Origin of the sequence: Lysinibacillus sp. NPDC097195, assembly GCF_044762075.1 — a bacterium.
GTDB lineage: Bacteria > Bacillota > Bacilli > Bacillales_A > Planococcaceae > Lysinibacillus.
Genome location: NZ_JBIWDP010000001.1, coordinates 338,505 through 353,402 on the forward strand (window position 1 = coordinate 338,505; position 14,898 = coordinate 353,402).

Below are 14,898 nucleotides of genomic sequence, written 5' to 3' on the forward strand. Positions count from 1 at the left end.
TTAAGTGCAGTTTTTAAATTTGAAACACAACGTATAATTTGTTAAACTCAGTTTATAATAATTCTAATTTAAAAACGAGTTATAGTTCTTCATGACATGTTCACAAATTTTAGGTGAACTATTGTCGAACTGTGCTATAATGAGACTTGTGAATTAGAACGTGTGAGGTGTTATTCATGCATACCATTGTAGTAGGCTTGAATTATAAATCAGCGCCAGTTGAAATTCGTGAAAAGCTATCTTTCATAGAGAGCGAGCTACCACAAGCAATGGAAGCGCTGCAACAACAAAAAAGTATATTGGAAAACGTAATCGTTTCTACTTGTAATCGTACAGAAATCTATGCAGTAGTCGATCAATTGCATACTGGACGACACTATGTAAAGCAATTTTTAGCAGATTGGTTCAACTTGCCTGTGGAGACTTTTTCTTCTTATTTAACAATTCGAGAAGAAGATGAGGCATTAGAACATTTGTTTAAAGTAACTGCTGGAATTGATTCAATGGTGCTTGGTGAAACGCAAATTTTAGGACAAGTGAAGAAAAGCTTCTTAAATGGACAAGAGATTGGGACGACAGGTACGGTCTACAATCAGTTATTTAAACAAGCGGTGACATTTGCCAAACGTGCACATAGTGAAACAGCAATTGGCGAAAATGCAGTTTCTGTTTCCTATGCAGCAGTAGAATTAGCAAAGAAAATTTTCGGATCTTTACAACGCAAGCATGTTGCTATTTTAGGCGCAGGCAAAATGGGTGAACTAGCTATAGAAAATTTATATGGCAATGGCGTTGGAAAAGTAACCGTTATTAACCGTACGTTTGAAAAAGCAGAAACTTTAGCAGCAAAATTCCAGGGCCAAGCAAAATCGATGAGGGAATTACAATGCTCGCTACTTGAAGCGGACATTTTAATTACGTCTACAGGTGCAACTGATTTTGTTATTGATTATGAATTAATGCAACTTGTTGAACGTTTACGTAAAGGGAAACCGTTATTTATGGTTGATATTGCGGTACCACGTGATATTGATCCACGTGTTGGCGATCTACCTAATGTGTTCTTATATGATATCGATGATTTACAAGGTATTGTAGAAGCGAACTTAGCAGAGCGTGAACGTGCGGCATCTGAAATTACGCAAATGATTCATAAAGAAGTTGTACAATTTAAAGATTGGTTTGCTACACTGGGTGTCGTGCCAGTTATCTCGGCATTACGTAAAAAAGCAAACCAAATCCAAGAAGAAACAATGTTCAGCATTGAAAATAAAATGCCAGAGTTAACGGATCGTGAACGTAAGATTTTAAGCAAGCATACAAAATCAATTATAAATCAATTGTTAAAAGAGCCTATTCTACAAGCTAAAGAAATGGCCAACTCACCAAAAGCAAATGAACAGTTACGTTTATTCCAACAAATTTTCGGCATTGAGGATGCTGTGGAAGTAGAAGTGGATATGATGAACAAGCAAGAGCTTGAGCGTAAAGAACGTTTACAGTCATCGCAAACACCTACTGAACCAAAGTACTCTTTCTAAGATGTCTAGACATTCGAGCTCCACAATCTTTGAGGCTCACAAAGTGAGTCATGTAAGGTGAAACCACGAATTTGGTGCTTTTACTGGCGTGTGCGAACTTGAAATTACATGAGGCGTTTTCGTATCTGTATGGTAAACTAAAGATACGAAAACGTCTTTTTTAGGCTGGGATACTGTTTATAGTAACTTTAGCACTTTTTGATATAAAGAAGGGATGTCCATTGGCTGATTTGACAATGACAAGACTCTACGAAGTGATGATCGTTTTGTATGCGATTAGTCTAGTGTTTTATTTCACTGATTATTTTTATAAGCAAGTACGTGCAAGGCGAATTGCTTTTTGGCTTGTTTCATTTGTATGGGTAATTCAAAGTGCCATTATTATATTAACCTTTATAGAAACGAAGCGTTTCCCGATTTTATCTTTGTACGAGGGAATCCTTTTCTATTCTTGGTTGCTTGTCACATTATCGATTATTCTCCACTGTATAGCGAGAGTCGATTTACCAGTATTTATTATTAATATATTAGGTTTTATTTTTGCTAGTATCTTTACATTCATGCCAAAAAGACCAACAGGAGCAGTAGGAGATACATTAATTTCGGAAATGCTATTTATTCATATATCATTTGCGATTTTATCATATGCTGCGTTCACGTTAACTTTTGTTTTTGCGATATTATATTTAGTTTTATATCGCTTATTAAAAAAGAAGAAATGGTCTCAATTATGGACGCGTTTGCCATCACTACAGCAAACGAGCAGTTGGATGAATGTTTCATTTTTTATAGGTATTCCAATGTTATTTATTAGTTTAATTTTAGGGTTTGAATGGGCATTATTAAGGTTAGAGAGTTTATCGATCTTTGATGCGAAGATAATAGGTTCCTTTATCATTTTAGTATTATATTGCTGTATTTTATATGTGAATCGTAAAAGTAAGTTGACTGGCACTAATTATGCATGGGTACATATTTATGCGTATTTATTGGTGGTCGTAAACTTCTTTTTAGGAAGTAGCTTATCTCGATTCCATTTATGGTATTAGAAGAAAGGTTGGAGACTGTTGAGAAAAATTATTGTAGGTTCTAGGAGAAGTAAATTAGCATTAACGCAAACAAATTGGTTCATCAATGAACTAAAGGCAGCAGGTGCGCCGTTTGAATTTGAAGTAAAAGAAATTGTGACAAAAGGCGATCAAATTTTAGATGTTCAACTTTCTAAAGTTGGCGGTAAAGGGCTTTTTGTAAAAGAAATTGAACAGGCGCTTTTCGATAAAGAAATTGATTTTGCTGTCCATTCTATGAAAGATATGCCTGCAGTGCTACCTGAAGGTTTAGTCATTGGTTGCATACCTCCTCGAGAGGATGCGCGTGATGCATTTATTTCTAAAGGTCATGTGAAATTTGCAGATCTTCCTGCAGGAGCGGTAGTGGGGACAAGTTCCCTTCGACGTAGTGCTCAACTCTTAACGATGCGTCCAGACATTGAAATCAAATGGATTCGTGGCAATGTAGATACTCGTTTAGCAAAGCTTGAAACGGAAGAATACGATGCTATTATTTTAGCCGCAGCAGGATTAAAACGACTTGGGTGGAGTGATGATGTCGTAACAGAATTTTTATCTGTTGAGGATTGTCTGCCAGCGGTTGCGCAAGGCTCCTTAGGGATTGAATGCCGTAAAGACGATACAGAACTATTAGCGGAACTTGCAAAAATAACAGATAATGCGACATGGCAAGAAGCGCATGCAGAACGAGCTTTCTTAGCTGCTATGGACGGTGGTTGCCAAGTACCTATCGCAGGTTATGCTAAGTTAAATGGGGAACAAATTACACTGACAGGCTTAGTTGCCGCACCGGATGCATCGGTTATTTATAAAGAGACGGTGATGGGTACTGATGCACAAGCAATCGGAAATGAACTTGCGGAGATGTTAACGAAGCAAGGTGCCTATGCGTTAATTCAACGTGTGAAGGCAGAGCAAGATGCAAAATAATTTACCTTTACAAGGTAAAACAATTATTTTAACCGGAACGTCTAAAACAGCAACAGTTGTTGAAGATATTTCTACGTTAGGTGGTCAGGCAGTCTTTGCCCCATTAATAGAAACTTGCGAAATTATTGATAGAAATGACGGCATGCATTTAGAATGTGCGCGCCAATTTAACTGGCTCATTTTTACGAGTCAAAATGCGGTCGATGCTTTTGCAAAGAAGATGACTCGCAGTCAATTACGTGCAAGTCATTTTCAAGGGAAAATTGCATCGATAGGAACAAAAACTACGGAGGCATTAGAGAAGTTAGGTTTTCAAGTGAGCTTTATGCCTTCGGTATTTAGTGCAGATGTATTTGTTAAAGAGTTTCCACTAATTGCAGGGGACAAGCCAACATGTTTATTTATTCGTGGAGAAAAAGCGAAAAAAACATTAAAGGAAGGTTTGCCCTTTAAATTAAAGGAATGGACGGTTTATGAAACGATTGAGCGCCACGACCAAAAACAAGTAATTATTGACTGTATTCAGCAACATCTAGATGTCACAGTCATCTTTGCAAGCCCCTCCGCTGTCGATGTCTATGCAATGGAGGTTGCTTCCGTTATTGGTTGGGAAGCGGTACGTGTGGCGGCAATTGGTCATATTACAGAAGCAGCTATTATAAACCACGGTGCTACTGTTGACATTATGCCGAGTGTTTATACAATGCAAGCAGTCATCGAGGAATTAACGAAAGTAGAGGAATGAACATGACAAATTTACAATTTCACAGACATCGTCGTTTACGCGCAAATGCAACGATTCGATCTATGGTAAAAGAAACTTATTTACACAAAGAGGACTTAATTTATCCCATTTTCGTTATAGAAGGCGAAAATATTAAAAATGAAGTTCCTTCTATGCCAGGTGTTTTTCAGTTTTCGTTAGATAACCTAGGTGCTGAAGTTGATGAAGTGGTTGCTTTAGGTATCCCAGCTGTTATTTTATTCGGCTTACCAGCAGAAAAAGATGCAGTAGGCACAGGAGCCTTCCATGATCATGGAATTGTGCAAGAAGCTACACGCCTTATTAAAGAGCGTTATCCGGAACTTTTAGTGATTGCAGATACATGCCTATGTGAGTTTACAGACCATGGACATTGTGGCTTAATTGAGGGCGAGCAGATTTTAAATGACGCTTCTCTTGATGTGTTAGCACGCACGGCAGTATCTCAAGCAAAAGCAGGAGCAGATATTATTGCGCCATCGAATATGATGGATGGCTTTGTTGCTGCGATTCGTACCGGTCTTGACGAAGCTGGCTTTGAAAATGTACCAATTATGTCATATGCCGTTAAATATGCATCAAGCTACTATGGTCCTTTCCGTGATGCAGCGGATGGCGCGCCACAGTTTGGTGATCGTAAATCATACCAAATGGATCCAGCAAACCGTATGGAAGCATTCCGTGAAGCTGAATCAGATATTGAAGAAGGTGCAGATTTCTTAATCGTGAAGCCGGCCCTTAGCTATTTAGATATTATTCGAGATATGAAAAATAACTATACATTACCGATTGTTGCCTATAACGTATCAGGTGAATATGCAATGATTAAAGCTGCAGCTATTAATGGCTGGATTGAAGAGAAAAAAGTAGTGTTGGAGACATTGTTAGGTATGAAACGAGCAGGTTCAGATTTAATTATTACGTATCACGCTAAAGATGTAGCACGTTGGTTGGAGGGAAAATAAATGGCGCGTTCTTACGAAAAATCAAAACAAGCATATGCAGAAGCAATTCACTTAATGCCAGGCGGTGTTAGTAGTCCTGTTCGTGCATTTAAATCTGTGAATATGGACCCTATCTTCATGGAATCAGGGCACGGTGCAATAATTACAGATATTGATGGCAATGAATACATCGACTACGTATTATCATGGGGACCTTTAATTTTAGGACACACTCATCCAGATGTTGTACAAGCTATCGCTGAAACAGCAGCAAAAGGTTCTTCGTTCGGTGCACCGAGCTATACAGAAAATCGTTTAGCTAAGTTAGTGCTGGAGCGTCTACCAGGCATGGAAATGATTCGTTTTGTATCCTCTGGAACAGAGGCGACGATGTCTGCATTACGTGTAGCGCGTGGTGTGACAGGCCGCGATAAAATTTTAAAATTTGAAGGTTCTTATCACGGGCACGGCGATTCATTGCTAATTAAAGCTGGATCAGGTGTTGCAACATTAGGCTTACCTGATAGCCCAGGTGTTCCAGCAGACATTGCGCGTAATACATTAACTGTAGCGTATAATGATTTACAAGGTGCAAAACAAGTATTCGAAAAATTCGGGTCTGAGCTTGCAGCAGTTATCGTTGAGCCAGTAGCAGGAAATATGGGTGTAGTTCCACCACAACCAGGATTCCTTGAAGGTTTACGAGAACTAACAACTAAACACGGGGCATTATTAATCTTTGATGAGGTTATGACAGGTTTCCGCGTCGATTATGGTTGTGCACAAGGTTACTTTGGCGTAACACCAGATATGACAACGCTTGGAAAAGTAATTGGTGGTGGGCTTCCTGTAGGTGCTTTCGCTGGTAAAAAAGAAGTGATGGAACAAGTAGCACCAGCTGGTCCGATTTATCAAGCGGGGACATTATCAGGTAATCCATTAGCTATGACTGCGGGTTATGAAACATTATCTCGCCTTGATGCAAATTCCTATGAATATTTCAAAAAATTAGGGGATCAATTAGAAGCAGGTTTCCGAGCAGCAGCTTCAACCTATAATATTCCACATACTGTAAATCGAGCTGGTTCAATGATTGGTTTCTTCTTTACAAATGAAGATGTCATCGATTTTGCTTCAGCGAAAACGTCAGATTTACAATTATTTGCTGAATACTTCCGCTTAATGGCAGAAGAAGGGGTTTTCTTGCCACCTTCACAATTTGAAGGATTGTTTATTTCGACAGCACATACTGAGGAGCATATCGCGAAAACAGTTGATGCCTTCCATAAAGTGTTTGCACAATTAGCACAATAACATACTTACAGCCATCCTTTTGGGGTGGCTTTTTTTTGTCAAAATTAAAACTTTCAGCATAGCCAAATAGTGGGCGTTTTAGTTTATAATAGAGCTATTCAGAAAAGAAAGTAGTGGTTTTAAAATGGCAACAGGCACACATACAGTAGAAGTACCCGTAGCAATTGAACATGTTTGGGAATTTGTTAGTGACATGGAAAAATGGGCAAAGCTTGTCCCAGGTTATAACGCACATACGATGCTAGATGAAAAACACTCTACGTGGACATTCAAAGGTAATGTTGGTGTACTGAAAAAAACAGTAGAAGTAGAGATTACAATTTTAGAGTGGACAGCACCTTCAAAAGTAACTTTCGAATTAAAAGGTCTATCAGATAATTTTACAGGAAACGGCTATTTCCTAGCAGAAAGCATTGATGCAAACAATACAAAAATGACAGGCTTTTTGGAAGTTACGGCAGGGGGCTTAGCTGGACCTGTACTAAACCCAATCTTTAAACCAATCGTACCGAAAGCTACACAAATGTTGACTGATCGCGTAGCGAATAAAATTAAAATGGTAACGACGGTATAAGCATTCACAGATGGTAGGAAGCTAATGGTGGCAAAGTGGTAGCTCTAAGGGAATCGCTGATAAAAGCGGGTGAATCGCCGTTAAAACAGTCGAAACCGCTGATAAATGTATGCAAATCGCCGATAATCCATCAGCAAGCAACTACCTAGCGGACTTCAACGATGAAAAAGTGTTAGATTGATGACAATCAATGTAACACTTTTTCTTTGTTTACCCGTTATTGACTAGCATACATTCCTTTTGTGATTCATATGATGCAAAGGGAGGGATTATTATCGAACAGAAAACTTGGAAGATGCGTGAGACATTTTGTTTTCCGGGGTACGGTTGCCCTACAGAAATTGCAACTGTACAAATAAAGCCACAATGGCAGTCAATGCAATTAGAAGATTCACTGAGATTAAATGGTATTTATCATATTACAGCGCATGTACGCTTTGATTTTCAAGACATGCAATCTTTTATGGATGCGGATGATTTAATTAGTATTGATGCACTCGATGTACAAGGTGACACAGGTTATTTCGAATATGCAGTGCCATTAAATGTAGATTTACCAAAAGATGCAGCCATTAAAGATATTATGGTAAAGGACGTTCGTCCGGTATTGTCCAATCAAACGTGCCAATTAGAATGGACCGTGACGAGTACATTTAGTGAGGCAGTGCCAGTAGTAGAAAATATCAGTGCTTTAGAAGAACAGCTTGTTGTAGCGCCAGTGGAAGAATCTACGTTTGTTGAGCAAACTGTTCAAGTAAAGCAACCGACATCTGTAGAAGCAACTGTAAAAGCTAAGCCATCAGCACCAGCCGAGCAAAAAATAGTGCTAAGAGAATCTTCCAGCCACACAGCCGTGCGTGAATCAAGTTCCTGGAATGAAGTACCTTCGATGATCTGGGACTTAACAGAAGGCTATACACCGCTTAAAGTTCGTATATCAAATGATGTCTTTCAAAAGTAAATAGCATAGAAGCAGTAAAAGTAATAAGATGATAAGGTCGCCAGAAGTTGGGATGATGATGACACGTATAAACTGAAAACCACAAATTGGTACAATGATTGTTCTACAATAAAATCGGAATTGTCGAAGCCATGGTGGTAAAAGCCAAGGGTTATACTTACGTCGTCGCATTTGAATAATCACTTCCTTTTCTATTTACTTTGTAAGACTAGCTGAAATTAACTAAATCACTTGATAAAATAGATGATTTTGCGGTACAATATTTTGAAAGTCGAATATGGATGCTATGACAGGGAAGAGTAAATTATTTGTGCATTTTTAGAGAGGAAACGGTAGCTGAAAAGTTTCTATCTGTACTTAATTGAACGTAGCCCTCGAGCAGCTTTAGTGAACTAATAGTAGTTAAAGCCGGTTAAACACCGTTAACGAATTGAGAGCCAGCTGTCTTAAGCTTATGATATGTAAGTATATAACTTAATGCTGCTGGAATTAAAGGTGGTACCGCGAACTTAAACTCCTTCGTCCTTTTGTTGACGATAGGAGTTTTTTTATTTGCTAAAAAGATGGATACATATGATTAGCAAATAAGCCACAGGCAATAGTCACTGATTTATGCGGTGTGCATACACTGCAATATTAAGGCGAGTGGTCTTAAAGTTTGCCAAAGCTAACATGACAAATATTTTTTAACAACAGGAGGAGTCTATATGACAGAAAACATTTCAATGCCGACAAAATATGATCCGCAGTCAATTGAAACGGGTCGCTATGAATGGTGGTTACAAGGTAAATTTTTCGAAGCACAGCCTGAAAGCGGAAAAGAACCTTATTCCATCGTTATTCCACCGCCGAACGTAACGGGTAAATTGCACCTAGGTCACGCATGGGATACAACGCTTCAAGATATTTTAATCCGTATGAAGCGCATGCAAGGGTACGATGCCCTTTGGTTACCTGGAATGGACCATGCAGGTATTGCAACACAAGCAAAAGTAGAAGCAAAACTACGTGAAGATAATATTACACGTTATGATTTAGGCCGTGAAAAATTCCTAGAAAAAACTTGGGAATGGAAAGAAGAGTATGCTGGGCACATCCGCGCGCAATGGGCGAAGCTTGGCCTTGCATTAGATTATTCTCGCGAGCGTTTCACATTAGACGAAGGACTATCTGATGCCGTTAAAACGGTATTCGTTCAATTATATGAAAAGGGCTTAATTTATCGTGGCGAACGTATTATTAACTGGGATCCTGCAGCAAAAACAGCCTTATCAGATATTGAAGTAATCTATCAGGATGTACAAGGTGCATTCTACCACATGAAATACCCGCTAGTAGATGGTTCAGGCTATGTGGAAGTGGCAACGACACGCCCTGAAACAATGCTTGGTGACTCTGGTGTAGCGGTACACCCGAAAGATGAGCGCTACCAACACTTAATTGGTAAAACGGTTATTTTACCAATCGTTGGCCGTGAAATTCCTATCGTAGCAGACGATTACGTTGATATGGAATTTGGTACAGGCGTAGTAAAAATGACACCAGCTCATGACCCGAACGACTTTGAAGTTGGTAACCGTCATAACTTAGAACGTATTTTGGTAATGAACGAAGACGGTACAATGAATGAACTAGCCGGTAAATACAATGGGATGGATCGTTTCGAATGCCGTAAACAAATCGTTAAAGATTTACAAGAAGCAGGTGTCCTAATCAATATTGAAGAGCATATGCACTCTGTAGGGCACTCTGAACGTTCTGGTGCGGTGGTAGAGCCTTACCTTTCGGCACAGTGGTTCGTAAAAATGCAACCACTTGCAGATGCTTCTTTAGAACTGCAAAAAGACGAGGAAGGTAAAGTAAACTTTGTTCCATCACGTTTTGAAAACACTTATTCTCGTTGGATGGAAAATATTCGTGACTGGTGTATTTCTCGTCAATTATGGTGGGGACATCAAATCCCAGCTTGGTATCATAATGAAACAGGTGAGATTTACGTAGGGAAAGAAGCACCTTCTGATGCAGAAAATTGGACACAGGATGAAGATGTATTAGATACATGGTTCTCATCTGCACTATGGCCATTTTCTACAATGGGCTGGCCTGATGAGGCAAATGAAGAATATCAACGTTATTATCCAACAAGTACGCTTGTAACGGGTTACGATATTATTTTCTTCTGGGTATCCCGTATGATCTTCCAAGGTATTGAATTTACAGGACAACGCCCTTTCAAAGACGTATTAATCCACGGACTAGTACGTGATGGTGAAGGACGTAAGATGAGTAAGTCACTTGGCAATGGTGTAGACCCTATGGATGTTATTGAGAACTACGGTGCAGACTCACTGCGTTATTTCTTAGCAACAGGTTCATCGCCAGGTCAAGATTTACGATATACAACAGAAAAAGTAGAGTCTGTATGGAACTTTGCGAATAAAATTTGGAATGCTTCCCGTTTCGCACTTATGAATATGGATGGTATGACATATGATGAAATCGACTTAACTGGTGAAAAATCAGTAGCAGATAAGTGGATTTTAACACGCTTAAATGAAACGATTGAACGTGTAACATCATTAGCAGAACGCTATGAATTTGGTGAAGTTGGCCGTGAGCTATACAACTTTATTTGGGATGATTTCTGTTCTTGGTATATTGAAATGGCGAAATTACCATTGAATGGTGAAGATGAAGCAGCGAAGAAAACGACTCGTTCAATTTTAGCTTACGTACTAGACCAAACGATGCGTCTACTACATCCGCTTATGCCATTCATTACAGAAGAAATTTGGCAACACTTACCGCATGAAGGTGAGTCCATTACGGTGGCAGCATGGCCAACTGTGCGCACAGACCTTCATTTTGCTGAGGAAGCAGACAATATGAAGCTCCTTATGGATATTATACGTTCGGTGCGTAATATTCGTGCGGAAGTTAATACACCAATGAGCAAAAAAGTACCATTATTTATTTCTGCAAAAGATGCAGCAACTGTTGCTATTCTAGAAGCGAATAAAAGCTATTTAGAAAAATTCTGTAATCCTGAGCCGTTAACAATTGGTGAAGGCTTAGAGGCGCCAAGTCAATCTATGACAGCCGTGGTGACGGGTGCTGAGCTATTTTTACCACTTGTAGGGTTAATTAATCTAGAGGAAGAAATCGCTCGTCTAGAAAAAGAATTAGAAAAATGGGCGAAAGAAGTAAAGCTTGTTACAGGTAAGCTATCGAATGAGAAATTCGTTTCCAAAGCACCTGAAGCATTGGTAAACGCAGAACGCGAAAAATTAGCGGACTATGAAGAAAAACATGCAGTTGTATTAAAACGTTTAGAAGAATTGAAAAATATGTAATTGCATTGTAATTTGTAAAAAACAGCAGGTGACGAAATAGTCCCCTGCTGTTTTTCTTGTTATGCGTCGAAAGATATGTGTTGAGTTAGGAAATATTGTATAGTATTATACAATATAGTTAGTAAAATAGATAAAGGCAAACTATCCGAAAGGTTAGGACGCAAAGCCTAGGATCTAAGGTGAAAAGATGCAGTATTTTTTTCGCTACGAGCGCCTGGTTACCATGAAATGTAATGTTTCTTAATTTTTATGGCTATTCTATGTTTAATAGAATGGTCTTTTTTCTTTAAGGTGAAAAAGGATAACAGGAGGTTTAACATGTCAGGAAATATTGGAACAATTGTTGTAAAGGTAAACAAAGCCTGTGATGATTTAGATTTTGTTAATGCAAGAGGATTGATTGAGGCGAATCTACTAAAGCTTTCCGAAGCGAAGTACTATCGCCTATTAAACGCAAGTGGACGTGTATTAATTAAACATGTATTGGCGAATAGTAGCAACGAACAAAATGCTGCAAAGAAAACGTTAACGCGTACAGATTTGCTTATTATTAATAAAATCAATGAATACTGTTCAAATTTTGATATTTCAATGTTAAAAAGAACATTAAAAAACTCGCTTGATTTAGTACAACGACCAGATGTTTTGCCGCTATTAAATAATGATGCAAAAATTATTTTAGACGATATGGGTGCATTATTAGGCGTTCATCAATTACAATAATTTGCTGTTTTTTTGAAAAAAACTAGTTAAAAACACACAGATGCTCACTCCTTTAGTGATTTTCTGTGTGTTTTTAAAATTGTGTCTGAATTGTTTGTGTGCCTGGCACCCTTTATACTAGAGTGAGAGGGAGTGTTTCTTTTGTTTACAACGATAAAAGCATGTACAGATTTTATTTTTTCATTAAAGGCGGTTGACCATAAACGTGAGCCATTAGTAATGATGCGTGAAGTATTGGCTCATTTAGGAAACCCACAGGACACATTACGAACGATCCATTTAGCAGGGTCCAATGGCAAAGGTTCCACGGTTAATGTGTTGCGGGAAATGTTAGAGAATGAAGGCTACCGAGTAGGTGCCTTTACTTCGCCCCATTTATCACGCGTCAATGAACGTATGACGATAAATGGAGGTCAAATTTCTGACGAGCAATTTTTACAGTATATGAACAATATTGCTTCAATAATTGAAGCACATTACGCTGGCGACTATCCTAGCTTTTTTGAAGTCGTAACACTTATTATGTTCCAATATTTTGCTGAGGAACAAGTGGATTTTGCACTTATTGAAACAGGGCTAGGCGGTCGTTTAGATGCGACCAATGTCATAACGCCACTCGTGTCCATTATTACAACGATTTCATTGGAACATACAGCATTTTTAGGTGATACGTTTGCCAAGGTAGCTTTTGAAAAGGCGGGGATTATTAAAGAAGGTGTACCCGTTGTGGTAGGGGTTAAAAATGAAGAAGCACTTGCTGTTATTCAAAAGGTTGCTAAAGAGCGTCACGCGCAATGTTTGGTGTTAGGACAGGATTTTACAGTCGTGGCACATCAGCAGGAGATGACTAGTCAATCATTCGATTATCGTAGTGCTAAAGTTGCCATCAATGGGCTTCAATTAAAAATGGCGGGCGCGCATCAAATGGCAAATGCTAGTCTGGCCATTACCGCGATGAATATATTACACGAGCAAGGTCATGTTGCCCTATCTGAACAATCTATTCGTCAGGCACTACAACATGCTCAGTGGGCAGGGCGCTTCGAACAGTTTGCAAATTATATTGTGCTAGATGGTGCACATAATTCAGAAGGAACAGCTGCGTTAATTCAAACACTGCAAACGGTCTATCCAAATCAACCATATCACTTCATTTACGCGGCGCTTTCTGATAAGGATCATGCCAATAGTATTGCTTTAATGGATACAGTCGCAACATCTATGTCCTTTACACAAATTGCTTTGCCAAATGCCATGCCAGCTGAACAATTAGCGAAGCTGTCAACACACAAGGACAAACAGTATGATACGAATTGGCAAACCATTGTCCGTGAGGTTATTCACAACAAGGAGCGTCAAGATATTGCCGTTATTACAGGTTCACTTTATTTTATAGCGGAAGTGCGCCAGTGGTTGCAGGAGGAAATGCGATGATTCCTTTATTTGATGACTATAAAAAACGATGGTCTTTAACAAGTGATGATGTTATTAAGCCTGGACTAACAGCTATAGAAGAAGCCTTAGCGTTAGTTGGGAACCCTGAAAGGAAATTGCAAATTGTGCATCTTGCAGGGACGAATGGTAAAGGCTCAACCCTCACATTTTTAGAGTCGATTGCGCATGAGCATGGCCTAAAAGTAGGGAAGTTTATGTCTCCTTGTATTGTTGATGTGCATGACCAAATTCAAGTAACACAACAATGTATTTCACAGGCAGAGATGGATTGTGTTTTTCAACAGATGAAACATGCTGGGCTCAGTGGAAAACTAACGGATTTCGAACTTTTAACAGTCGCTGCATTTTTGCATTTTGTGAATTGTGATGTCGATATTGCCTTAATCGAAGCGGGAATGGGGGGCTTATTAGATAGTACGAATGTAGTGCTACCAATCGTCTCTATTATTCCAAGTATTGCCCTTGAACATACAAAATTTTTAGGATCGACAATCGAAAGTATTGCCCAACATAAAGCAGGGATTATTAAGCCACAGCGTCCTGTCGTAATCGGTGAAGTACCAAGAGAAGCGAAGACAGTTATTGAGCAAGTAGCTCATGCAAATCAAGCACCTATTTTTGCGTTAAATCAACAATTTACAATTGAGCAAAAGCACCATAATGAGTGCTATAAAAATGATGACCAACATTTATATATCACGAATCTTACACGCCAAATGAAAGGGCCGCATCAAGCGAATAATATGGCATTGGCTATTACTGCTTTTATCGAAGTGGCTGCTGTACGAAATATTGCCGTGGATGTGGAAAGCATACGTCGCGGTATTGAAGGTGCTCGCATCCTAGGCCGATTTGAAGAAGTCATGCCCTATATTATATTTGACGGTGCCCATAATCCTGCTAGTGCAGAACAATTGGTAGCAACGATTCGTCAACAGTATCCTAATGAGTCGATTACTTTCGTGATAGGCATTTTGGGCGATAAAGATGTCAAAGAAGTGTTACAAAACTTTGAGCAAATCAGTGATCAATTTTATTTCGTTGATTTTGCCAATCCACGTGCGATGGCTGCACAAGAATTGTTAGCAATAAGCAATGCCCAGCAAAAAGCGATTTTAAGTGATACAATTTCATTTTTACAACAGCAATCACAGAAGAGATGTAGAACAATTGTTTCAGGCTCTTTATATTTATTAACAGAGGTGCGTAGGCAATTGCTTGCACCAAACAAAAAATAATTACGATATGAAGTCAAATTATGTATATGACT

12 protein-coding genes, 1 riboswitch and 1 other annotated feature are annotated in these 14,898 nt (G+C 38.9%); all 12 genes read left to right on the forward strand.

Going from position 1 to position 14,898, the window contains the following annotated elements; translation table 11 throughout:
• The first annotated feature begins 176 nt into the window (after nucleotides 1-176).
• Nucleotides 177-1,541: a glutamyl-tRNA reductase gene (gene hemA, locus ACIQXI_RS01695; RefSeq protein ID WP_402920936.1), complete on the forward strand. Its 1,365-nt coding sequence runs from the start codon at nucleotides 177-179 to the stop codon at nucleotides 1,539-1,541.
• Between the two features lie 221 nt (nucleotides 1,542-1,762).
• On the forward strand, nucleotides 1,763-2,590 hold the full coding sequence (locus ACIQXI_RS01700; RefSeq protein WP_402920939.1) for a cytochrome C assembly family protein: 828 nt from the start codon (nucleotides 1,763-1,765) through the stop codon (nucleotides 2,588-2,590).
• Nucleotides 2,591-2,608: 18 nt separating this feature from the next.
• Nucleotides 2,609-3,541, forward strand: coding sequence for a hydroxymethylbilane synthase (hemC, locus tag ACIQXI_RS01705; protein WP_402920942.1), 933 nt, complete (start codon nucleotides 2,609-2,611; stop codon nucleotides 3,539-3,541).
• Nucleotides 3,531-4,286 carry a uroporphyrinogen-III synthase gene (locus ACIQXI_RS01710; RefSeq protein WP_402920944.1) on the forward strand — a complete coding sequence of 252 codons (756 nt, stop codon included), beginning with the start codon at nucleotides 3,531-3,533 and terminating at the stop codon, nucleotides 4,284-4,286. Before hemC ends, ACIQXI_RS01710 begins: the two co-directional genes overlap by 11 nt.
• Before the next feature lie 2 nt (nucleotides 4,287-4,288).
• Nucleotides 4,289-5,269: a porphobilinogen synthase gene (gene hemB, locus ACIQXI_RS01715; RefSeq protein ID WP_402920947.1), complete on the forward strand. Its 981-nt coding sequence runs from the start codon at nucleotides 4,289-4,291 to the stop codon at nucleotides 5,267-5,269.
• Nucleotides 5,270-6,562: a glutamate-1-semialdehyde 2,1-aminomutase gene (gene hemL / locus ACIQXI_RS01720; protein ID WP_402920950.1), complete on the forward strand. Its 1,293-nt coding sequence runs from the start codon at nucleotides 5,270-5,272 to the stop codon at nucleotides 6,560-6,562.
• Nucleotides 6,563-6,686: 124 nt separating this feature from the next.
• Entirely contained in the window at nucleotides 6,687-7,136 is a 450-nt protein-coding gene (locus tag ACIQXI_RS01725; protein ID WP_402920953.1) for an SRPBCC family protein, read from the forward strand.
• 295 nt (nucleotides 7,137-7,431) lie between these two features.
• Complete coding sequence (locus tag ACIQXI_RS01730) at nucleotides 7,432-8,097, forward strand: valyl-tRNA synthetase (RefSeq protein WP_402920956.1); 666 nt, start codon at nucleotides 7,432-7,434, stop codon at nucleotides 8,095-8,097.
• 277 nt (nucleotides 8,098-8,374) lie between these two features.
• Nucleotides 8,375-8,627 (forward strand) — a binding site (T-box leader).
• Between the two features lie 177 nt (nucleotides 8,628-8,804).
• Complete coding sequence (locus ACIQXI_RS01735; protein WP_402920959.1) at nucleotides 8,805-11,450, forward strand: valine--tRNA ligase; 2,646 nt, start codon at nucleotides 8,805-8,807, stop codon at nucleotides 11,448-11,450.
• Between the two features lie 125 nt (nucleotides 11,451-11,575).
• Nucleotides 11,576-11,676: riboswitch (cyclic di-GMP riboswitch) on the forward strand.
• 92 nt (nucleotides 11,677-11,768) lie between these two features.
• Nucleotides 11,769-12,173 (forward strand): hypothetical protein, encoded by a 405-nt coding sequence (locus ACIQXI_RS01740; protein WP_402920962.1) that lies wholly within the window; start codon nucleotides 11,769-11,771, stop codon nucleotides 12,171-12,173.
• A 141-nt stretch (nucleotides 12,174-12,314) separates the two neighbouring features.
• Nucleotides 12,315-13,607 carry a bifunctional folylpolyglutamate synthase/dihydrofolate synthase gene (locus ACIQXI_RS01745; protein WP_402920965.1) on the forward strand — a complete coding sequence of 431 codons (1,293 nt, stop codon included), beginning with the start codon at nucleotides 12,315-12,317 and terminating at the stop codon, nucleotides 13,605-13,607.
• Nucleotides 13,604-14,866 (forward strand): bifunctional folylpolyglutamate synthase/dihydrofolate synthase, encoded by a 1,263-nt coding sequence (locus ACIQXI_RS01750; protein ID WP_402920968.1) that lies wholly within the window; start codon nucleotides 13,604-13,606, stop codon nucleotides 14,864-14,866. Before ACIQXI_RS01745 ends, ACIQXI_RS01750 begins: the two co-directional genes overlap by 4 nt.
• Nucleotides 14,867-14,898: the final 32 nt, after the last annotated feature.

Coding starts and splice junctions, on each gene's coding strand:
- hemB (WP_402920947.1), top strand. CDS start 4,289: ATGACAAATTTACAATTTCACAGACATCGTCGTTTACGCGCAAATGCA.
- ACIQXI_RS01710 (WP_402920944.1), top strand. CDS start 3,531: ATGCAAAATAATTTACCTTTACAAGGTAAAACAATTATTTTAACCGGA.
- hemL (WP_402920950.1), top strand. CDS start 5,270: ATGGCGCGTTCTTACGAAAAATCAAAACAAGCATATGCAGAAGCAATT.
- ACIQXI_RS01725 (WP_402920953.1), top strand. CDS start 6,687: ATGGCAACAGGCACACATACAGTAGAAGTACCCGTAGCAATTGAACAT.
- ACIQXI_RS01735 (WP_402920959.1), top strand. CDS start 8,805: ATGACAGAAAACATTTCAATGCCGACAAAATATGATCCGCAGTCAATT.
- ACIQXI_RS01750 (WP_402920968.1), top strand. CDS start 13,604: ATGATTCCTTTATTTGATGACTATAAAAAACGATGGTCTTTAACAAGT.
- hemA (WP_402920936.1), top strand. CDS start 177: ATGCATACCATTGTAGTAGGCTTGAATTATAAATCAGCGCCAGTTGAA.
- ACIQXI_RS01740 (WP_402920962.1), top strand. CDS start 11,769: ATGTCAGGAAATATTGGAACAATTGTTGTAAAGGTAAACAAAGCCTGT.
- ACIQXI_RS01730 (WP_402920956.1), top strand. CDS start 7,432: ATGCGTGAGACATTTTGTTTTCCGGGGTACGGTTGCCCTACAGAAATT.